Annotated in this window: 16 protein-coding genes and 1 pseudogene; 6 read left to right on the top strand and 11 right to left on the bottom strand. The window is 72.5% G+C overall.

What is annotated here, in order from left to right; genetic code table 11:
- Positions 1–16: 16 nt before the first annotated feature.
- The 4 genes from meaB to ACIBNA_RS17030 form a co-directional block, all read right to left on the bottom strand.
- Positions 17–1009 (bottom strand): methylmalonyl Co-A mutase-associated GTPase MeaB, encoded by a 993-nt coding sequence (meaB, locus tag ACIBNA_RS17045; RefSeq protein ID WP_399165995.1) that lies wholly within the window; start codon positions 1007–1009, stop codon positions 17–19.
- Complete coding sequence (scpA, locus tag ACIBNA_RS17040) at positions 1006–3198, bottom strand: methylmalonyl-CoA mutase (protein WP_399165994.1); 2193 nt, start codon at positions 3196–3198, stop codon at positions 1006–1008. Before scpA ends, meaB begins: the two co-directional genes overlap by 4 nt.
- The gene (locus ACIBNA_RS17035) at positions 3198–5006 is read right to left on the bottom strand and encodes a methylmalonyl-CoA mutase family protein (RefSeq protein WP_399165993.1); all 1809 of its coding nucleotides are present in this window, start codon (positions 5004–5006) and stop codon (positions 3198–3200) included. Before ACIBNA_RS17035 ends, scpA begins: the two co-directional genes overlap by 1 nt.
- A gap of 256 nt (positions 5007–5262) precedes the next feature.
- A complete protein-coding gene (locus ACIBNA_RS17030) occupies positions 5263–6171 on the bottom strand; it encodes a helix-turn-helix transcriptional regulator (protein ID WP_399165992.1) in 909 nt (302 codons plus the stop codon).
- Between the two features lie 119 nt (positions 6172–6290).
- Between ACIBNA_RS17030 and ACIBNA_RS17025 the strand changes: the two genes are divergently transcribed.
- From ACIBNA_RS17025 to ACIBNA_RS17015, 3 genes are all read left to right on the top strand, one after another.
- Complete coding sequence (locus ACIBNA_RS17025; protein WP_399165991.1) at positions 6291–6464, top strand: hypothetical protein; 174 nt, start codon at positions 6291–6293, stop codon at positions 6462–6464.
- The gene (locus tag ACIBNA_RS17020; protein WP_399165990.1) at positions 6449–7483 is read left to right on the top strand and encodes a zinc-binding dehydrogenase; all 1035 of its coding nucleotides are present in this window, start codon (positions 6449–6451) and stop codon (positions 7481–7483) included. Before ACIBNA_RS17025 ends, ACIBNA_RS17020 begins: the two co-directional genes overlap by 16 nt.
- A gap of 97 nt (positions 7484–7580) precedes the next feature.
- Positions 7581–8702, top strand: coding sequence for a winged helix DNA-binding domain-containing protein (locus tag ACIBNA_RS17015; RefSeq protein ID WP_399165989.1), 1122 nt, complete (start codon positions 7581–7583; stop codon positions 8700–8702).
- 14 nt (positions 8703–8716) lie between these two features.
- Here the strand turns inward: ACIBNA_RS17015 and ACIBNA_RS17010 are convergent, their stop codons facing one another.
- The 4 genes from ACIBNA_RS17010 to ACIBNA_RS16995 all read right to left on the bottom strand — a co-directional run bounded on the left by ACIBNA_RS17010 (position 8717) and on the right by ACIBNA_RS16995 (position 14383).
- The gene (locus ACIBNA_RS17010; RefSeq protein WP_399165988.1) at positions 8717–9364 is read right to left on the bottom strand and encodes a LysE family translocator; all 648 of its coding nucleotides are present in this window, start codon (positions 9362–9364) and stop codon (positions 8717–8719) included.
- A gap of 145 nt (positions 9365–9509) precedes the next feature.
- Entirely contained in the window at positions 9510–10301 is a 792-nt protein-coding gene (locus ACIBNA_RS17005) for a S1 family peptidase (RefSeq protein WP_399165987.1), read from the bottom strand.
- A 214-nt stretch (positions 10302–10515) separates the two neighbouring features.
- Positions 10516–13368 carry an AAA family ATPase gene (locus tag ACIBNA_RS17000; RefSeq protein WP_399165986.1) on the bottom strand — a complete coding sequence of 951 codons (2853 nt, stop codon included), beginning with the start codon at positions 13366–13368 and terminating at the stop codon, positions 10516–10518.
- Positions 13369–13573: 205 nt separating this feature from the next.
- Positions 13574–14383, bottom strand: a complete 810-nt coding sequence (locus ACIBNA_RS16995) for a LuxR C-terminal-related transcriptional regulator (RefSeq protein WP_399165985.1) — start codon at positions 14381–14383, stop codon at positions 13574–13576.
- A gap of 124 nt (positions 14384–14507) precedes the next feature.
- On the opposite strand from ACIBNA_RS16995, the gene ACIBNA_RS16990 reads away from it, so the two are divergent.
- Together ACIBNA_RS16990 and ACIBNA_RS16985 are read left to right on the top strand one after the other, a co-directional pair.
- Positions 14508–16187 (top strand): AMP-binding protein, encoded by a 1680-nt coding sequence (locus tag ACIBNA_RS16990; protein ID WP_399165984.1) that lies wholly within the window; start codon positions 14508–14510, stop codon positions 16185–16187.
- Complete coding sequence (locus ACIBNA_RS16985) at positions 16184–17782, top strand: AMP-binding protein (protein ID WP_399165983.1); 1599 nt, start codon at positions 16184–16186, stop codon at positions 17780–17782. The genes ACIBNA_RS16990 and ACIBNA_RS16985 overlap by 4 nt, the downstream gene beginning before the upstream one ends.
- Here ACIBNA_RS16985 and ACIBNA_RS16980 read toward each other — a convergent pair.
- Both ACIBNA_RS16980 and ACIBNA_RS16975 read right to left on the bottom strand, forming a co-directional pair.
- Positions 17695–18102 (bottom strand): GNAT family N-acetyltransferase, encoded by a 408-nt coding sequence (locus tag ACIBNA_RS16980; protein ID WP_399165982.1) that lies wholly within the window; start codon positions 18100–18102, stop codon positions 17695–17697. The two genes, ACIBNA_RS16985 and ACIBNA_RS16980, sit on opposite strands and share 88 nt — an antisense overlap.
- A gap of 56 nt (positions 18103–18158) precedes the next feature.
- Positions 18159–18665 carry a GNAT family N-acetyltransferase gene (locus ACIBNA_RS16975; protein WP_399165981.1) on the bottom strand — a complete coding sequence of 169 codons (507 nt, stop codon included), beginning with the start codon at positions 18663–18665 and terminating at the stop codon, positions 18159–18161.
- 85 nt (positions 18666–18750) lie between these two features.
- On the opposite strand from ACIBNA_RS16975, the pseudogene ACIBNA_RS16970 reads away from it, so the two are divergent.
- Positions 18751–19414, top strand: a pseudogene (locus tag ACIBNA_RS16970) (alpha/beta hydrolase).
- On the opposite strand, the gene ACIBNA_RS16965 reads toward ACIBNA_RS16970, so the two are convergent.
- Positions 19369–19776 (bottom strand): MerR family transcriptional regulator, encoded by a 408-nt coding sequence (locus ACIBNA_RS16965; protein WP_399165980.1) that lies wholly within the window; start codon positions 19774–19776, stop codon positions 19369–19371. The pseudogene ACIBNA_RS16970 and the gene ACIBNA_RS16965 sit on opposite strands and share 46 nt — an antisense overlap.
- Positions 19777–19782 lie beyond the last annotated feature (6 nt).

The following is a 19782-nucleotide window of genomic DNA, read 5'->3' as shown; positions in this document are numbered from 1 at the left end:
TCCCTGCCGCTTCGGCTCAGGAAGTCTCCGGGCCGGACCCTCCGAGCGCCCCCAGAATCCGCTCCGCCGCCAGCGTCGGTGTCAGTTCTCCCTCCCTGACCCGCTGCTCCAGCATCGGCGCCAGTGCCCGCACCGCCGGGTCGGCCCGCAGGCGGCCGAGGAGTTCGTCGCGGACCATGGTCCAGGTCCAGTCGACCTGCTGATCGCGGCGCTTGGCGGTGAGGCGGCCGGTGGAGTCCAGCAGCGTGCGGTGCTGTTCGAGCCGCTCCCACACCGTGTCCAGGCCGCTCGACTCGCGGGCGCTGCAACTGAGCACGGGCGCGGTCCAGAACGCGTCCTTGCCGTGCATCAGCCGCAGCGCGCCCGCCAGTTCCCGCGCGGCGGCACGGGCGTCACGCTCGTGCGGGCCGTCCGCCTTGTTCACGGCGATCACGTCGGCCAGTTCCAGGACGCCCTTCTTGATGCCCTGGAGCTGATCGCCCGTGCGGGCGAGGGTGAGCAGCAGGAAGGAGTCGACCATGTTCGCGACCGCCGTCTCGGACTGCCCGACGCCGACCGTCTCCACCAGGACCACGTCGTAGCCCGCCGCCTCCATCACCACGATCGACTCACGCGTCGCCTTGGCGACCCCGCCCAGCGTGCCCGCGGTGGGGGAGGGGCGGACGAACGCCGCCGGGTCCACGGCCAGCCGTTCCATGCGCGTCTTGTCGCCGAGGATCGAGCCGCCCGTACGGCTGGAGGACGGGTCGACGGCGAGCACCGCCACCCGGTGCCCGAGCCCCGTCAGCATCGAGCCGAACGCGTCGATGAACGTCGACTTGCCCACGCCCGGCACCCCGCTGACCCCGATCCGCCGGGCCCGGCCGCTGTGCGGCAGCAGCTCGGTCAGCAACTCCTGGGCCAGCACCCGGTGCTGAGGGCGGGTCGACTCCACGAGCGTGATGGCCCGGGCGATGATCGCCCGTTTCCCGTCGAGTACGCCCTTCACATACGCGTCGACATCGATCACAGGTCGTGCCCGAGTCCGTCCGACAGTCGCTTCACCAGGTCGTACGCAGCGTCCGGGATCACCGTCCCGGGCGGGAAGACCGCCGCAGCGCCCATCTCCAGCAGCGTCGGCACGTCCTGCGGCGGGATCACCCCGCCCACCACGATCATGATGTCCTCGCGCCCCTCCTCGGCGAGCTGCTCGCGCAGTGCCGGTACGAGGGTGAGGTGACCGGCCGCCAGCGAGGAGACTCCGACGATGTGCACGTCCGCCTCGACGGCCTGCCGGGCCACCTCGGCCGGGGTCTGGAACAGCGGGCCGACGTCCACGTCGAAGCCGAGGTCGGCGAAGGCGGTCGCGATCACCTTCTGGCCGCGGTCGTGGCCGTCCTGGCCCATCTTCGCGACCAGGATGCGCGGACGGCGGCCCTCGGCCTCCTCGAAGTCGCAGACCAGTGCTCGGGTGCGGTCCACGGACGGGGACTCCCCTGCTTCGTTGCGGTACACGCCGGAGATCGTACGGATCTGGCTCGCGTGCCGGCCGTACACCTTCTCCAGGGCGTCGGAGATCTCCCCGACGGTCGCCTTCGCGCGGGCCGCGTGCACCGCCAGCTCCAGCAGGTTGCCCTCGCCGCCGGCGGCCCGGGTCAGCGCGTCCAGCGCGTCCTGGCACGCCGTCTCGTCCCGCTCCGCCCGCAGCCGCCGCAGCTTCTCGATCTGCTGCGTTCGCACGGAGGAGTTGTCGACCTTCAGGACGTCGATCTGCTCGTCGCTGTCCACGCGGTACTTGTTGACTCCAATGACCGGCTGGCGACCGGAGTCGATCCGGGCCTGCGTGCGGGCCGCGGCCTCCTCGATGCGCAGCTTCGGGATACCGGCGTCGATGGCCTTGGCCATGCCGCCCGCCCGCTCGACCTCCTGGATGTGCTGCCAGGCCCGCCGGGCGAGGTCGTACGTCAGCCGCTCGACATAGGCGCTGCCGCCCCACGGGTCGATCACGCGGGTCGTGCCGGACTCCTGCTGGAGCAGCAGCTGCGTGTTGCGGGCGATGCGCGCCGAGAAGTCGGTGGGCAGGGCCAGCGCCTCGTCGAGGGCGTTGGTGTGCAGCGACTGCGTGTGCCCCTGCGTCGCCGCCATGGCCTCGACACAGGTGCGCGTCACGTTGTTGAACACGTCCTGCGCGGTCAGCGACCAGCCCGAGGTCTGCGAATGGGTGCGCAGCGACAGGGACTTGGCGTTCTTCGGGTCGAACTGCCTCACCAGCTTCGCCCACAGCAGCCGCGCCGCCCGCAGCTTGGCGACCTCCATGAAGAAGTTCATGCCGATCGCCCAGAAGAACGACAGCCGGGGCGCGAACGCGTCCACGTCCAGGCCGGCTTCACGGCCCGCCCGGATGTACTCCACCCCGTCCGCGAGCGTGTACGCCAGCTCCAGATCGGCCGTCGCACCCGCCTCCTGGATGTGGTAGCCGGAGATGGAGATGGAGTTGTAGCGCGGCATCCGCTGCGAGGTGAAGGCGAAGATGTCGGAGATGATCCGCATCGACGGCTTCGGCGGATAGATGTAGGTGTTGCGGACCATGAACTCCTTGAGGATGTCGTTCTGGATGGTCCCGGCCAGCTTCTCGGGCGGTACGCCCTGCTCCTCCGCGGCGACGATGTACAGCGCCAGCACCGGCAGCACGGCGCCGTTCATCGTCATCGACACCGTCATCTTGTCCAGCGGGATCCCGTCGAACAGCTGCCGCATGTCGTAGATCGAGTCGATCGCCACGCCCGCCATGCCGACGTCACCGGTCACGCGCGGGTGGTCACTGTCGTAACCCCGGTGCGTGGGCAGGTCGAAGGCGACCGACAGGCCCTTCTGCCCGGCCGCGAGGTTGCGCCGGTAGAAGGCGTTCGACTCCTCGGCCGTGGAGAAACCGGCGTACTGGCGGATCGTCCAGGGCTGGTTGACGTACATCGTCGGGTACGGGCCCCGAAGATACGGCGCCGCGCCCGGGTACGTGTCCAGGAAGTCCAGGCCTTCCAGGTCACGCCCGGTGTACAGCGGCTTGACCGCGATGCCCTCCGGGGTCTCCCAGAGCAGGTCGTCACCGCCGGAGGCGTTCTTGACCGCCGTACGCCACTCGTCGGGGCCGCCGTCGCAGGCCGGGGTCCCCAGCTCGATCCCGGAGAAGTCGGGGACGGAACGGTCGGAGGGGGCGGTCATCAGGACACTCCCATGCGGTCGAGGGTCGCGGAGAGCACGGCCACGGCGTCGCAGCCCGCGAAGACGTACGCGTCGACACCGGCGTACTGGCCGGGACGGCCCGCGAGGAACACGTGCGAGGCGCCGGCCGATCGCAGTTCGGTGGCCACCTGTGCCGCCTTCTCCTCGTACAGCGCGTCGCTGGAGCACAGCACGGCCTCGGTCGCGCCGCTGTCCTCGAAGGTGCCGTCCGTGACGGGCTCGATGCCGCCCGCCTGGAAGAGGTTCGAGGCGAAGGTGAGGCGTGCGGTGTGGGCGGCGGCCGGGCCGACCGCGGCGAGGAAGATCCGGGGCCGGGAGCCGGTCTTCGCGAGGTGGGCGTCGGAGCGTGCGCGCAGCGCCTCGTACTCCTCGTCGCGGCGCACCCGCGGCAGCCCGCCGGACGGCGGCTCGGGCGCGCTCTCGCGGGCGACGGGCTTCTCCGCGAGATACGGGAACTCGCTGACGCCCGTGACGGGTTCGCGCCGCTTCGCCAGCTTCGTACGGCGGACCTGCCAGGTGTCGGCCAGGTCCTGTGCGAGGTCCCCCGACCGCAGGGCCGCCGCCTGGCCGCCGAGCCGCTCGATCCGCCGGAAGAACTCCCAGCCCGCGTGGGCGAGTTCATCCGTGAGCCGCTCCACGTACCAGGAGCCGCCCGCCGGGTCGATCACGCGGGACAGATGCGACTCCTCGATGAGGATCGTGGAGGTGTTGCGGGCGATACGGCGCGCGAACGCGTCCGGCAGGCCGAGGGCGTGGTCGAAGGGCAGCACGGTGACCGAGTCGGCCCCGCCCGCCCCGGCGGCCAGCGTGGCGATGGTCGTGCGCAGCATGTTCACCCACGGATCGCGGCGCGTCATCATCACCTCGGACGTCACGACGTGCTGGAGCTGCGCCCCCGCACGCGGCGCCCCGCAGACCTCGGCCACCCGCGCCCACAGCCGGCGCGCGGCCCGCAGCTTGGCGATCGTCAGGAACTGGTCGGCGGTCGCCGCGTACCGGAACTCCAGCTGCCCACAGGCCTGTTCGACGCTCAGCCCGGCCCCGGTGAGGTCCCGCAGATACGCCACACCCGTGGCCAGCGAGCAGCCCAGCTCCTGGGCGGCCGAGCCGCCGGCCTCGTGGTACGGCAGCGCGTCCACGGTCAGCGCCCGCAGCCCCGGGTACCCCTCGCCACACAGCCGCGCGAGCTCCGCCGCCGGAGCGAAGTCGCCCTCCTGCCCGCTGAGGGCCTCCTGCCCCAGCGGGTCGGCGCCCAGATTGCCGCGCGCCGCCTCCCGGGCGACACCGCGCTCCTCGTACAGCCGCAGCAGCTCCCGCGCGGCGGGCTCGGTGTCACGCCCCGCGTCGAGGACGACGGGGGCGAGGTCGAGATGGACGCCGTCGAGGACCCGGCCGAGCTCCGGCACCGGAATGCCGCCTTCCCCCACTGCCAGCCACAGGGAGGTGACACCGTTCTCCAGATCCGCGAGTACCGCGCCGCCGTCGGCCACCGTGTGCCGCTGCCGTACGTCCCAGCCGCCGAGCGTGTTCCCCTCGGCCCGGCCGCCCCGCACGAAGGGTGCGAATCCGGGCAGGCCCGGCTCGGGCGCGGTGTCGTGCGCGGTGTAGAGAGGCCGGGTGCGCAGCCCGTCCTCCAGCGCGGTGGACAGGGCTTCCTCGGCTTCGGCGCCCTCCACTTCCTTGCCCGACTTGCGCAGCACGCCCGCCACAAGGCGCTGCCACTGCTCATGGGGCACATCAGGGAATTCGCCGGCCAGCTCGAGCCCGTCGTCAGGCAGGACCGTCATGCTCGGATGCTAGGACACGGACACAGAGGAGCAGCAGAGGTCACGGCTGTGACCTTTCCCTCCCCGTTTCTGTGATCCCGATCTCCCCTCCGCCCGCCTGTGCCCGGGATCGTCGCGCATGCCGACGCGGGGCGTCAATGACCCGTTGGCAGGGGGCCGTTGGCCGCTTTCATCGCCCTGCTGGAGGCGGCCCGCGTCGGCATCGAGTCGGCCGTCCAGCCGGATCCCGGACGACTTCGGGCAGGGGCGCCTCGCGTCAGGACTGCGCGGGCCGCTGCCGGCCGGGCTGTGCGTCGGGGTGCCTGGCGGGCTCCGGTGCGGTCATGTCGAGCAGGAGCATCGCGTCGTGGTCGGGGGTGCCGGGTTCGGCGGTGTAGACGCAGAGGCGCCGGCCGGGCGTGCCTTCGAGGTGCATGTTCTGGCCGCTGAGGGTCAGGACGCCGACCTCGGGGTGGTGGAAGGTCTTCTGGGCCTTCTTGCGGCCGATGACCTCGTAGCGTTCCCACAGCTTGGCGAAGTCGGGGCTCTTCATCACGAGTTCGCCGACGAGGCTGGTCAGGTCGGGGGCGTCGGGGCTGGTGCCGGCCTGGGCGCGGAGCCGGGCGACGCAGGCACGGACCAGGGGCTCCCAGTCGGGGAACAGCTCACGAGCCGTGGGGTGCAGGAAGAGGTAGCGGGCGAGGTTGCGCTGCTTGGCGGGCCAGTCGGCGAGACCGGCGTACAGGGCGAGGCCGCCGGGGTTCCAGGCGAGCAGGTCCATGCTGCGGCTGACGATGTAGGCGGGGTTCGGCCGCATCGTCTCCAGGAGCAGTTTCAGGTGCGGCCGGACGGTCCGGCTGGGCGGGGGAGGCGGCTCGTGGGCGTAGTTGGCGGCCCGGGCGGCGAGCTCGCGCAGGTGGTGGTGTTCGTCGTCGTCGAGGCGCAGGGCGCGGGCGAGGGCGTCGACCACACCGGGGCTCGGCCGGGTCTCCTTGCCGCGTTCCATGCGGACGTAGTAGTCGATGCTGACCCCGGCGAGGGAAGCCAGCTCCTCGCGGCGCAGGCCGGGCGTGCGGCGTACGCCCGCGCCCGGGGTGAAGCCGACGCTCTCGGGGCTGGTCTGGGTGCGGCGGGCGCGCAGGAAGCGCCCCAGTTCGTCACCGCTGGTGTGCTGCTCGGCTGCCATGGAGCCAGTGTCGCAACGCTGCCACCAGGGCGGTATCCGCGAGGGGGGCCCTGTCATACCCACCGCTGTCCACCCCCCGGAAGGGCCCGGTCTCCCTGGCGGGTCTGCGGGGGCGCACGGTGGATGACGTCGGGGAACTGCTCGGCCGGGCACTGAAGGGCCACCGCGCCGCGGACGGCATCCGGCTGACCGCCGAGCGGCTCGACACGCTCGGCAGCCTGCCCTCGGCCGCCGGGGAGACCCACAGCCAGGAACCTGCGAAGAAGAGGAGAACTCCATGCGTGCCGCCGTGATGTACGGCGCCGGCGACGTCCGGACGGAACACCGGCCCGACCCGGAGATCCAGCTGTCCACCGACGCCGTCGTGCGCACCGTCCTGTCGTGTGTGTGCGGCAGCGACCTGTGGCCCTACCAGTCCCTGCCCGCGACCGGCACCGGCCGCCCGATGGGACACGAGTTCCTCGGCGTGGTCGAGGAGACCGGCCCCGAGGTGTCCGGCATCAAGGCCGGCGACCTGGTCGTCGCTCCGTTCACGTACTGCGACAACACCTGCGACTACTGCGCCAAGGGCCTGCACTTCTCGTGCCGACGGGGTGGCCGGTACGGCTTCGACGGCGTGGACGGCGCCCAGGGCGAGGCGGTGCGCGTCCCCCAGGCCGACGGCACCCTGGTCAAGCTGCCCGCCGACGCCGACTCCGCACTGCTGCCCTCCCTGCTGACGCTCTCGGACGTGATGGGCACCGGTCACCACGGCGCCGTCACCGCGGGCGTCGGCCGCGGCGACTCGGTCCTGGTCGTCGGGGACGGCGCGGTCGGCCTGTGCGCGGTCATCGCGGCCGAGCGGCTGGGCGCCGAACGGATCGTCCTGATGGGCCGGCACAAGGCCCGCACCGACCTGGGCCGCGACTTCGGCGCCACCGACGTCGTCGCCGAGCGCGGTGAGGAAGGTGTCGCCCGCGTGCGCGAGCTGACCGGCGGCGACGGGGTGGACAAGGTCATCGAGGCCGTCGGCACCCGCCAGACGCTCCAAACCGCCCTGGCCGCGGTGGTGGACGGCGGCACCATCAGCCGGCTGGGCGTCCCGCAGTACGAGGAAGGCCCCCTCGGCCCGTCCACGATCATGCGGAACATCACCCTCACCGGCGGTGCGAGCCCGGCCCGCGCCTACATCGAGGAGCTGATGCCGGACGTCCTGGACGGCGCCATCGAACCGGGTCGCGTCTTCGACCGGAGCTTCACCGTCGACCAGGTCCAAGACGCCTACCGGGCCATGGCCGACCGTCGCGTCCTCAAGGCGCTCATCACTTTCTGACCACTCCCCGTACGGCAAGAAGATCCCCATGCAGACCGGCACCCGCCCGCCGCTGTCGCGGCCAGAACCTGTCCGCAACTCTCGTTACCGTGCCCCCATGACGAACACCAAGCGGAGCGTCGCCGGCACGGCACTCCAACCCCACCTCGGTACCCGGGCCCTCAACCGCGCCACCCTCGACCGGCAGTTGCTCCTGCGCCCGGCCCGGATCTCCGCCGCCGCGGCCGTCGAGCACCTGGTCGGCCTCCAGGCGCAGAACGTCAAGCCTCCGTACTACGCGCTCGCCGCCCGCCTCGACGGTTTCGCCCCCGAGGCGCTGTCCCGGCTGACGGCCGACCGCGAGGTCGTCCGGATCGTCACGATGCGCTCCACCATCCACACCCACACCGCGGACGACTGCCTCACCCTGCGTCCGTTGGCGCAGCCCGCCCGGGACCGGGAGCTGACGAACTTCCGCAAGGGACTCGCCGGTGTCGACCTGGACCGGCTCGCCGCCCTCGCCCGCGACCTCGTCGAGACCGAGCCCCGCACCATGAAGCAACTGCGCGAGGCCCTGCTCCAGGAGTGGCCCGACGCCGACCCGCAGGCCCTGGCCGTCGCCGCCCGGTGCCGTCTCCCGCTCGTGCAGGTGACCCCGCGCGGCCTGTGGGGTCAGAGTGGGCAGGTCAGTCTCACCACCGCCGAGCGCTGGCTCGGCCGTCCCACCCGACCGGCCGCCACACCCGACGAGGTCGTCCCGCGCTACCTCGCCGCCTTCGGCCCGGCCTCCGTGCGGGACATGCAGACCTGGGCCGGACTGACCCGCCTGCGCGACGCCTTCGAACGTGTCCGCCCGCGACTCGTCACCTTCCGCGACGACAGCGGCACCGAGCTCTTCGACCTCCCCGACGCCCCGCGTCCCGACCCGGACACCCCGGCCCCGCCGCGCTTCCTGCCCGAGTTCGACAACCTCCTGCTCTCCCACGCCGACCGCACCCGCGTCGTCCCGCCCGAGCACCGGGGCCGCTCCTGGCAGGGGAACATCGCCTACTGCACGCTCCTGGTCGACGGGTTCCTCGCGGGCCTGTGGCGCCTGGAGGAGCACGCGCTCGTGATCGAGCCCTTGGGCCCGCTCACCAAGGCCCAGCGGGACGAGGTCACCGCCGAGGGGGAGCGGATGCTGCGGACGATGCACCCGCAGACGTCGTACGACATCCGCTTCGGCGCCGTACGGAGGTAGGCAACGCGGTGTTTTCAGTCCGCCCGGCCCGTCAGCGCCACCGTCACGCCCAGCCCGACCATCGTGCAGCCGCCCGCCCCGCCGATCAGGGAGAGGCGGCGGTCCGAGCCGGCGAACCAGGTGCGGGCCGCCGACGCGGTCAGGCCCCACAGCGTGTCCGTGACGAGGCCGATCGAGATCGGTACGAGGCCCAACAGCAGCATCTGCACGGGCACATGGCCCGCCGAGTGGTCCACGAACTGCGGCAGGACGGCGGCGAAGAACACCACGCCCTTCGGGTTGGTGACGCCGACGAGGACCCCGTCCAGGAGCGTCCGGAGATCGCCGCGAGCCGGCCCCGCCGACCCGGTGCCGATCTGTGACGCCTTCAGCTCCCCGCGGTGCCGGAACGCCTGCACGCCCAAATACACCAGATACGCGGCACCCGCCAGCTTCACCGTCAGGTATACCGTCACCGATCGCTCGACCAGCGAGCCGACCCCGACCGCGACCGCCACGACCAGCAGGTAGGAGCCGACCACGTTGCCGAGGGCCGTCGCCACGGCGGTGCGGCGGCCGTGGGCGAGGGCCCGGCCGATGACGAACAGGACGCTGGGCCCCGGGATCACGATGACCAGGAGCGACATCACGGCGAAGGCGAGGAGACGGTCGGCGGAAACCATGAGCATCACTCCCATCCGCCGTCATTCAAGCACCCGAACCCGGCCGGTGGCAGGAGAGATGGAAAGGGGGCGTTGCGGGCCGCTCGTGGAGGCCCGCAACGCCCCCTGGTATTTCACCTGAGGGGTGCTCAGGAGCTTTGCCCGGTTACGAGTTGACCTGCGTCGTGACCAGGTTGGAGAAGGTGGTCAGCCGGGTGTAGACACCCGGGTAACCGGCCTGGGCGCAGCCCTCGCCCCAGGAAGTGATGCCTGCCAGGACGCCCCCGATGAGCAGGGGGCCGCCGCTGTCGCCCTGGCAGGTGTCCACGCCGCCGGAGGTCTTTCCGGCGCACACCATGTCGCTGCGTACGAAGTCGGAGCCGTAGGAGCTGCCGCAGCTGGAGTCGGACACGGTCGGTACGGTCGCGGTGCGCAGCTGGTTGGAGGCGCTGCCGTTCGAGGCGGTGGTGCCCCAGCCGAGGATGCGGGCGGTGGTGCCGGCCGCGTACACCGAAGTCTGGGAGGAGGAGACGTACTTCGCCGGGGTGTACGGCATCGACGTCGACAGCGTCAGCACGGCCACGTCGTCGCCCTTGGTGACGTCGGTGTAGCTCGGGTGCATCCAGATCTTGCTGACTCTGCTGACCGTGCCGTTGGTGCCGTTGCGGTAGGTGCGGCCGCCGACGACGCGCACGCTGCTGGTGGTCTCGCCGACCATGCAGTGGGCGGCGGTGACGACCTTGGTGGGCGAGACCAGCGTGCCGCCGCAGAACTGGGTCTGCGAGGCGTCCGTGATCTGCATGACGAACGGGTACGCGGTCGTCGTGGTCGTCGTACCGCCGACGATCGGCTGGGGCGCGGCGAGGGCGGCGGGAGCGGCGAGCAGCGCGGTCGCGGCGGCGGCAGCGGTCGCCGTGGCGACGGCAGCGGCCTTCTTGACACGGTTGAACCCGAACATGGGTCTCCTCGGGGAGTTGCCGGTGGGGGTCGCGCGGGTGGGTGGTGCACGGTGACCCTGACTCCGTTGTTCGGATCTCCGTGTGCCCCGGCGAGCGGCACGCGACAAAGCTAGAGCCCGGAAGGGCGGGCTCCCAATGAGGGAACCCCCTAAGGGAGTTGGGCAGGGATAACCCTCGGTCGGGCCCTGTAGACCCTGGTGGACGCAGGTCGGGTCAGGTCGGGCGGCGGCCCGCCGCAAGCCGGACGATGTCCACCCGTGAACGGATCCCCAGCTTCCGGTAGACCCGGGTCAGGGTCGCCTCGACGGTCTTGACGCTGATGAACAGACGGGCCGCGATCTCCCGGTTGGTCGCGCCCTCCATCACCAGTGAGGCGACCTGACGCTCCATCGAGGCGAGGCCCTCCAGCGCGTCGAGCGCGACGGGCGGTGCGACGGAGGCCGGCTCCACCGCCGCGGGGCCGGCCGCGGCGGCCGCGTCGACCTGCCGCAGCCAGGGCAGCGCCCGGCAGCGCCTGAACAGCCGGGCGGCCTCGTCGTACGACGCCGGTCCCGGCAGGGGAGTCCCGCCGCCGCGGGGGAATGCGGCTGCCTGGGTGCGCAGCCGGGCCAGCACGAAGGCGGCCCGTGCCTCCTCCAGGCCGTAGCCCAGCCGGCCGAGCCGGTCCTGGACGGACGTCAGCCGGACCAGGGCGGCCTCGTGTTCGCCGCGTGCCGCCCGCACCAGTGCCTCGGCCCGGTCGAGGACCGCCAGCACGCTCTCCCGGCCCAGCCGCAGCGCGTGCACCCGGGCCGTGTCGATGACGTCCTGCGCCTCGCCCGGTTCGCCGATGCGGACGAGGGCCTCGGCGAGGTCGCCGTGCCAGCGGCCGCGCGCCGGGTCGTTGATGCCGAGACCCTGCTCCAGCTCGCGCACCCGGCGCAGCGAACGGACCGTGGCCGCCGGGTCCCCGGCCACCAACTGGGCGTAGCCCAGCGCCGCCAGGGCCCGGGACAGGTACATCTGGTCGCCGTCGACCTCGGCGTGGTCGGCCGCCTCCCGGGCGAGGACCAGCGCCCGGTCGACGTCCCCCGCGCAGGCCTCCGCGAGGGAGGCGAGCATCGCCGAGGCGCCCTCGCCGATCCCGGAGTCCCGGGCCAGCCGCAGGCTCTCGCGGGCCAGTTCCAGGGCCCGGCCGCAGTGCCCGGAGCGCAGTTCCGTGTCGGCGAGGAAGCGCAGGAAGTGCACCTCGCTCTCGACCATGCCGCGCCTGCGCACCTCGCGCAGCAGCGCGGTGATGGTCGCCCGCGCCTCGGGCAGCTGGTCGCTCATGATCAGCCAGCGGAACCGGGCCGAGCCGGCGCCGTTGTGATGGCAGGCCACATACGGGTCCTGGGGTTCCTTCAGGGCCCGTTTGACGGTCTCGGGGGCGCCCGGGTGGCCCATCAGGGTCTCGGTGGAGGCCTGGAAGGACAGCGCCATCAGCTCGGTGCGCCGGTCCTTGCCGCGGGCGGCCAGCTCCGCCGCGTGCGCGGCCTCCTGCCGGGCCTCGGCGAAGTCGCCCTCGACGACCAGGCCGCGCCAGGCCAGCTGGTAGTGGACCAGGGCGAGCAGGCGCGGGTCGTCGCCCGCGTCGGCCAGGACCTGCGGGAAGACGGCGTCGACCTCGCCGAGCGCCTGCCCGGCCGCCTCGATGACCACCATCCAGGCCCGCACCCGCTCCGCGGGCACGGCGGCCCGGGTCAGCACGTCCCGGGCGATGTCCCGCGCGAGGTCGGCCTCGCCGGCGGTGATCGCGTCCTCCGCGGCCTGCAGCCGCCGCTCGTCCGGGCCGGGCGTACTGTCCGCCGGGGTGTGCCGGGCCGCGAGCAGCCCGAGCGAGGCGGCCACGGACGGCGCCCCGCGATCCCGGGCCAGCGCACCGGCCTCCGCGAGCCGGGCCGCCACCTCCGGGTCGGTGCCGGTGGTCGCCAGGGCCAGGTGCCGGGCCCGCTCGATCGGGTCGGAGGCCGCCGTGGACAGCGCGGCGTGCACGGCCCGCCGCTCCCGCGCGGGGGCCTCCGCGTACAGCGCGGCCGAGATCAGCGGGTGCGCGAACCGTACGGCGGGGCCTTCCGGATCCGTCGCCAGCAGTCCCAGCGCGGCGGCCTGGGCGGTCTCCGCCTCGGCGTGCTCCCGGCCGGCCGCGTGCAGCAGCGCCAGTGTGGGACGGGCACCGGCACTGGCCACGAGCAGGGTGCGGCGCGCCTCGTCCGACAGCATCTCCAGCCGGCTCAGCACCAGCGCCCGCAGCGAGGTGGGCACCGGCAGCGGCTCGCCGGGCCGGGGCCGGGTCGGGCTCTCGGCGAGGGCGCGGCCCAGCTCCAGGGCGAAGAGCGGGTTGCCGCCGCTGGTGCGGTGGATGTCGCGGATCGTGGAGCGGGACAGGGGGGTGTAGCCGCGGTGGTCGAGCAGCGCGGAGACCTGCGTACGGGACAGCGGGCCCAGCCGGACGGCGAGCGTGTCGGGCGGGGACGCGCGTAGATGGCGGTCGTACTCCTGGCCCTCGGTCCGCACCGCGCACAGCATCTGCACGGGCGTGTCGCCCAGCCGGCGGGCGGCGAAACCGAGCAGTTCGGCGCTGGCCGCGTCCAGCCACTGGAGATCGTCGGCGACGACCAGTACCGGGCCCTTGGCGGCGAGGGTGCGCAGCGCCGACAGCACCGCGAGGCGCAGCGCGAGCCCGTCGCGCTGGAGGGTGGACTCGCCGCGCCCGGTGAGCGCCGACTCCAGGGCGGTGCGCTGGGCGGCGGGCAGCGCACCGGAGACCTCGTCCAGGACCAGGCCGAACAGGTCGGCCAGCGCCAGGAACGGCAGGTGGGATTCGGACTCGGTGGCCGAGCAGCGCAACACGGTCCGGGCCGCGCCGGCGTAATCCGCGGCCAGCGCCCGCAGGACCGTCGACTTTCCAATTCCCGCGGGGCCGTGGAGCAGGACACTGCCGCCTCGGCCGAGCTGTTCACGGGCCGACGTGAACAGGTCCTCCCGGCCGATGACCACGTCGGGGCGGCTCCTGGGAGGCTCCTGGAAGTCCCGTGGCACGGTCACCGCTCCCCTCCGTGTGTCGTGTCCTGGCCAATATTAGGCAACAGCTCTTTGAATTTCGGACGGACGGCGTGGTGAGGGAAATAACAACGGAGGTCCGCGCGCGAATTCACCGGGCTCCCGAATGCGGCGGAACACGACGGTGGCGCCCGGCCGAGGAACCCGTCGGCATATCGAACGGACAAGGGTAACGGAAAACATCGCAAACCTACGGCAACCATCCCGCCCGGCGCGCGGCGACCACGGCCTCGCCCCGGGTCCGGGCCCGCAGCTTCCGCATGGCCGACCTCAAATACCCCTTGACGGTCTCGGGCGTCACCCCAAGCCGCTCGGCCGCGACCCCGTTCGTGGCCCCCGCCGCGACACACACCAGCACGTCCACCTCGCGCGGCGCGAGCCGGACCCGCTCCGAGGGGGTGGAATCGGCCGTCAGCAGGGCACAGGCGTCGAGCAGTTCGGCCCGCAGTTGCGGATCCGCGATCTTCGGGGCCAGCGCCCGCAGGGCCGCGTGCGCCTCCCGCACCTGCTCCCGCCCCGCGCCGGCCCCGCCACCGGCGGCGAGCGTGCGGGCCTCCTCCCGCAGGACCAGCGCCCGCTCCACGTCCCGCGCCGCCTCGACGGCCTCGTCCAGCATGCGCCCGCCCAGCGGCTGGGCCGTCCGCAGCGCCCCGTACAGCACTCCGCGCACCTCGTGCCGTACGACCACCGGAACGGCCAGCACCGAGCGCAGCCCCTCCACCGCGACCGGGGCGTCGTACTCGTGGCTGATCTGCCGCGACGCCGAGTAGTCCGTCACCACGCACGGCCGGGCGAGCACCACCGTCTTGCCGCCCAGCCCGATCCCGGACGTCACCACCAGCGAACGCAGGGCGTGCGTCGCCGTGCCGCTCAGTTCGCTGATGCGCATCTGCCGCCCGGCCTCCATCAGCCCGCCGAAGGCGACCGGAAGGCCGGTGGCGCGCCGCAGCCGGAGCAGCGCGTTGCGTATCTCGACCGCGTCGGCCGCGTCTGCTGTCACCTGCTCGCCCCTTCACTACGGCTCCCGCGCGGGCGCCCCCCCGTTCGGGGGTAGTGAGACCTGCAACACGGATTACACGATGGTTCGGAGCCGCCCGGCAATGGTCCGGCACCAAGGAGGACGAATGGCATCGGCGACGGAGGTGTTCCGCAGCGCGCGGGACTTCCTGCTGGAACACCGCGAGGACTACGGCACGGCCTACGAGGGCTTCCGCTGGCCCCGTCCCGACCGCTTCAACTGGGCGCTCGACTGGTTCGACGAGATCGCGCACGGCAACGCCCGCACCGCGCTGCACATCGTCGAGGAGGACGGCCGCGAGACACAGCTGTCCTTCGGGGAGATGTCCGTACGCTCGGCCCAGTTCGCCAACTGGCTGCGCGCCCGGGGCGTGCGCGCCGAGGACCGGATCCTCGTGATGCTCGGCAACCAGGCCGAACTGTGGATCATCGCGCTCGCGGCGGTGAAACTGCGGGCCGTCGTCATCCCGGCCACCCCGCTGCTCGGCCCGGCCGACCTGCGCGACCGCGTCGACCGCGGCCGGGTCCGGCACGTCATCGCGCGCCGCGAGGACACCGGCAAGTTCGCCGAGGTCCCCGGCGACTACACCCGCATCGCCGCGGCAGACGCGGGAGCCGTGCCCGAGGGCTGGCTGCCGCTGGACGACGCCTACGGCGCCTCCGCCGACTTCACGCCCGACGCCCCGACCCGGGCCGACGACCCGCTGATGCTGTACTTCACCTCGGGCACCACCGCCCGGCCCAAACTCGTCGAGCACACCCACACGTCCTATCCGATCGGGCACCTGTCGACCATGTACTGGATCGGCCTCAAGCCCGGTGACGTGCATCTGAACATCTCCTCGCCCGGTTGGGCCAAGCACGCCTGGTCCAACCTCTTCGCCCCCTGGAACGCCGAAGCGACCGTCTTCCTGTACAACTACACGCGTTTCGACGCCGTCCGTCTCATGGCCGAGATGGACCGGGCCCAGGTCACCACCTTCTGCGCCCCGCCCACCGTCTGGCGCATGCTCATCCAGGCCGACCTGACGCAGCTGCGCACCCCGCCGCGCGAGATCGTCGCCGCCGGTGAGCCGCTCAACCCGGAGGTCATCGAGCAGGTCCGCCGGTCCTGGGGCGTCACCATCCGGGACGGCTTCGGCCAGACCGAGACGGCCGTGCAGGTCGCCAACAGCCCCGGCCAGCCGCTCAAGACCGGCTCGATGGGCCGGCCGAGCCCCGGCTACCGCGTCGAGCTGCTGGACCCCGTCTCCGGCGCGCCGGGCGCGAGCGAGGGCGAGATCGCGCTCGACCTGTCGCACCGCCCCGTCGGCCTGATGACCGGCTACCACGGCGACGCGGACCGCACGGCCGAGGCGATGGCCGGCGGCTACTACCGCACGGGCGACATCGGCGCGCGCGACGCCGACGGCTACATCACCTACGTCGGCCGCGCGGACGACGTCTTCAAGGCGTCCGACTACAAGATCAGCCCCTTCGAGCTGGAGAGCGCGCTGCTGGAACACGAGGCGGTGGCCGAGGCGGCCGTCGTGCCCGCGCCGGACGAGCTGCGGCTCGCGGTGCCGAAGGCGTACGTCGTCCTGGCGGCGGGCTGGGAGCCCGGCCCCGACACCGCGAAGGTGCTGTTCGAGCACTCCCGTGAGGCCCTGGCCCCCTACAAGCGCATCCGCCGCCTGGAGTTCGGAGACCTGCCCAAGACCGTCTCGGGCAAGATCCGCCGCATCGAGCTGCGCGAGGCCACGGCGGCCGGGTCGGACGCCGAGTACCGCGAGGAGGACTTCCGGTGACCTCGTACAGCCATGGAGCCGGCGAGACGGCTCTGCTCGGCGACACCATCGGAGCCAACCTGGACCGGGCTGTGGCCACCTGGCCGGACCGCGAGGCGCTGGTCGACGTCCCGTCCGGGCGGCGCTGGACGTACGCGCGGTTCGGCGCGGCCGTCGACGAGCTGGCCTCCGCCCTGCTCGCCTCCGGGGTCGCCAAGGGCGACCGGGTGGGCATCTGGGCGGTCAACTGTCCCGAGTGGGTCCTGGTCCAGTACGCCACCGCCCGCATCGGCGCGATCATGGTGAACATCAACCCGGCCTACCGCACCCACGAGGTCGAGTACGTCCTCAACCAGGCCGGTATCTCCCTGCTGTTCGCCTCCCTCGGCCACAAGACGAGCGACTACCGGGCGATGGTCGAGCAGGTGCGGGGCAGATGCGCCGAGTTGCGCGAGGTCGTGTACTTCGGCGACCCGAGCTGGGACGCGCTGCTCGGGCGGGGGACCCCCGGCGCCCGGTTCGCGGACGACGGCCTGTCCTGCGACGACCCGATCAACATCCAGTACACGTCGGGCACGACGGGCTTCCCCAAGGGAGCCACCCTCTCCCACCACAACATCCTCAACAACGGCTATTTCGTGGGCGAGTTGCTCGCCTACACCGAGCAGGACCGGGTGTGCATCCCGGTGCCCTTCTACCACTGCTTCGGCATGGTCATGGGCAATCTGGCCGCCACGTCCCGCGGCGCCTGCATGGTCATCCCGGCCCCGTCCTTCGACCCGGAGGCCACGCTGGAGGCGGTCCAGCAGGAGCGCTGCACCTCGCTCTACGGCGTCCCGACCATGTTCATCGCGGAGCTGAACCTCCCCGGCTTCGCGTCGTACGACCTCTCCTCCCTGCGCACCGGCATCATGGCGGGCTCGCCCTGCCCGGTGGAGGTGATGAAGCGGGTGGTCACCGAGATGAACATGGCCGAGGTGTCCATCTGCTACGGCATGACGGAGACCTCGCCCGTCTCCACGCAGACCCGGCGCGACGACGACCTGGAACACCGCACCGGCACGGTCGGACGCGTGCTGCCGCACATCGAGGTGAAGATCGTCGACCCGGCGACCGGGGTGACCCAACCGCGCGGTAGGGCGGGCGAGTTGTGCACCCGCGGCTACAGCGTGATGCTCGGCTACTGGAACGAGCCGGACAAGACCGCCGAGGCCATCGACGCGGGCCGCTGGATGCACACCGGCGACCTCGCGGTGATGCGCGAGGACGGCTACGTCGAGATCGTCGGCCGCATCAAGGACATGATCATCCGGGGCGGGGAGAACATCTACCCCCGCGAGATCGAGGAGTTCCTCTACGCCCACCCCAAGATCCAGGACGTCCAGGTCGTGGGCGTCCCGCACGACCACTACGGCGAGGAGGTCCTCGCCTGCGTCATCCCCCACGACCCCGCCGACCCGCTCACCCTGGCCGAACTCCACGCCTTCTGCCAGGGCCGCCTGGCCCACTACAAGATCCCGAGCAGACTTCAGCTCCTCGACTCCTTCCCCATGACGGTCTCCGGGAAGGTACGCAAGGTGGAACTGCGGGAGAGGTTCGGGGGCGGGCAGAGATAGAAGAGCTCGGGGTCGCCGTCGTCGAGGCCGTGGACCAGACCGGCGGGTTGCCAGCCCGCCCGCTGCCGGCGTGCGGCGGGCGCGACCGTCAGCAGGGTGAGGAAGCCCTGTTCGAAGAAGGTGTACTCCAGCACGTCGTAGCCCACCGGCCCGCGCGCGTCTTCGGCCGGCAGCGCCCGGCCCTGCTCGCACCAGCGCCGGATGCTCGCGCGGCGCGCCCGGTCTCCCGCCGCCGCGATCGGGTCGGTCTCGGTCAGTGCCGTGCGGTCCGACGCCTCGGCGCGGCGCACGACGAGCGTGCCGGGTTCGATGTCGCCCATGGAGCGCATCGTGGCAGCAGCGCGGGCCGGGCCGCGCGCGGATTGCCGCGGCTCGGTCACAGTGGTGCGCGCATGCACACACGAGGCCGGCGGTCCAGGCCCTGTCGGGCCTCCGTCGCGCGGATCTCGCGCAGGCCGGGGGTGAGGTCCGCCTCCGTCAGACTGCGGAAGCCGAGGCGGGCGTAGTAGGGGGCGTTCCACGGGACCTCCGCGAAGGTGGTCAGCGTCAGGGCGGTCAGGCCCTCCTCGCGGGCGCGGCCGGCGGCGTACGCCAGGAGGGCCCGGCCCACGCCCCGGCGGGCTGCGCGCGGGTGGACCGAGACCTGCTCGATGTGCAGGGCGCCGTCCACGGGTTCGGCGACGAGGTACGCGACCGGGTGGTCCCGCTCGTCCACCGCGACCCAGCAGCGGCCCGCCCCGCGGTAGCGCTCCAGCACGTCGAGCGCGGGCGGTTCGTCGTCGGCGATCTCCGGCATGCCGAGGTCGCGGAAGGGGGCACCGGCGGCACGTTCGATGTCCTGGAGGGCGGGGAGTTCGGCGGCGGTCGCGGGGCGGATACGCATGGGGTGAGTATGCGGCGCGGTCGGCACCGGGATCCGGTGGATACCCTCGTTCCTTCACCGACTTGGACCGCAAGGGGAGCAGCCTGTGCGCAGGGTCGCCGTGACGCCCGACGGCGTCGGATCCGCTGGGTCGAACTGCCGGGGCAGGAACCGGCGCGCCTCTACGTGCACGGCCTGGGCGTCCCGTCGCCCGCCCACTTCACCAAGATGGCGGTCCATCCCCTGCCGGCCGGTCACCGTTCGCTGCTGATCGACCTGCTGGGACCCGTCTCGTCCTGGTCGACGCCAACCTCGACCCGATACCGCGCGTCCCCGGATCGTCGGGCAGCAGCGGGATCACCGCCTACACCGAGCAGCAGTTCCTGGCCGGCGGGTGGGAAGAGGTCCGCGACCGGGTCGGCCCCCACTGGTGGTCCACGATGCGTCTGGCCGGCCGGGAGTCCCTGCACCGCAGCGCGGTCCGCCTCGTCCGCGGCACCGTCCCCACCATGCGGGAACTCCTGCTGGAGATGAAGATCCCCCGCACCTTCCTGCTGCCCGGGGCCGACGGCCCGCTCCCGGGAACCGACGCGCTCACCGGGTCCGGGGTGTCCGTCGTCGCGGTCCCGGACTATGGACACGACATCATGCTGGACAACCCGGAAGCCTTCGCCCGCGCCACCGCGGCGGCACTCGCGGACCACGACCGGGACCGGCCCGGCCGTCAGGCGGGCACGGGCTCCGGGGCGGCGTCGTCGAAGGGCGGGTAGGTGCGGCTGCCCATGCGCTCGGCCGCGTCGATGTAGTCGGCGAGGGCGTCCCGGGACCGGGCGAGCGCGGCCATCTGGTCGTCCAGCCGGCGCAGCCGCGACCGCATCGCCGCCAGCAGTTCGGGACACCCGAGCAGCTCCGGGGCCTCTCCGACCGCACAGGGCAGCAGATACGCGATGTCCTCGGACGATAAGCCGGCGCCGAGCAGGTGGCGGATCTGTCTCACCCGCAGTACCGCGTTCTCGTCGTACTCGCGGTACCCGTTCGTGCCGCGGTCCGCCTCCAGCAGGCCCTGGGCCTCGTAGTAGCGCAACTGATGGGCGTTGACGCCCGTCCGGCGACTCAGTTCCCCGATACGCATCAAAAC

Origin of the sequence: Streptomyces sp. NPDC050164 (assembly GCF_044459945.1) — a bacterium.
GTDB lineage: Bacteria > Actinomycetota > Actinomycetes > Streptomycetales > Streptomycetaceae > Streptomyces > Streptomyces coeruleorubidus_A.
The sequence above is the reverse complement of the archived record's forward strand: the minus strand, read 5'-3'. Positions and strand labels throughout refer to the sequence as shown.

What these genes read in the sequence shown, in the direction of transcription:
- ACIBNA_RS16980 (WP_399165982.1), bottom strand. Translation starts at nt 18,102, where the DNA reads ATGGGCGACATCGAACCCGGCACGCTCGTCGTGCGCCGCGCCGAGGCG.
- ACIBNA_RS17020 (WP_399165990.1), top strand. Translation starts at nt 6,449, where the DNA reads ATGCGTGCCGCCGTGATGTACGGCGCCGGCGACGTCCGGACGGAACAC.
- ACIBNA_RS17010 (WP_399165988.1), bottom strand. Translation starts at nt 9,364, where the DNA reads ATGGTTTCCGCCGACCGTCTCCTCGCCTTCGCCGTGATGTCGCTCCTG.
- ACIBNA_RS17005 (WP_399165987.1), bottom strand. Translation starts at nt 10,301, where the DNA reads ATGTTCGGGTTCAACCGTGTCAAGAAGGCCGCTGCCGTCGCCACGGCG.
- ACIBNA_RS16990 (WP_399165984.1), top strand. Translation starts at nt 14,508, where the DNA reads ATGGCATCGGCGACGGAGGTGTTCCGCAGCGCGCGGGACTTCCTGCTG.
- ACIBNA_RS17015 (WP_399165989.1), top strand. Translation starts at nt 7,581, where the DNA reads ATGACGAACACCAAGCGGAGCGTCGCCGGCACGGCACTCCAACCCCAC.
- ACIBNA_RS16975 (WP_399165981.1), bottom strand. Translation starts at nt 18,665, where the DNA reads ATGCGTATCCGCCCCGCGACCGCCGCCGAACTCCCCGCCCTCCAGGAC.
- scpA (WP_399165994.1), bottom strand. Translation starts at nt 3,198, where the DNA reads ATGACCGCCCCCTCCGACCGTTCCGTCCCCGACTTCTCCGGGATCGAG.
- ACIBNA_RS17035 (WP_399165993.1), bottom strand. Translation starts at nt 5,006, where the DNA reads ATGACGGTCCTGCCTGACGACGGGCTCGAGCTGGCCGGCGAATTCCCT.
- ACIBNA_RS17030 (WP_399165992.1), bottom strand. Translation starts at nt 6,171, where the DNA reads ATGGCAGCCGAGCAGCACACCAGCGGTGACGAACTGGGGCGCTTCCTG.
- ACIBNA_RS16965 (WP_399165980.1), bottom strand. Translation starts at nt 19,776, where the DNA reads ATGCGTATCGGGGAACTGAGTCGCCGGACGGGCGTCAACGCCCATCAG.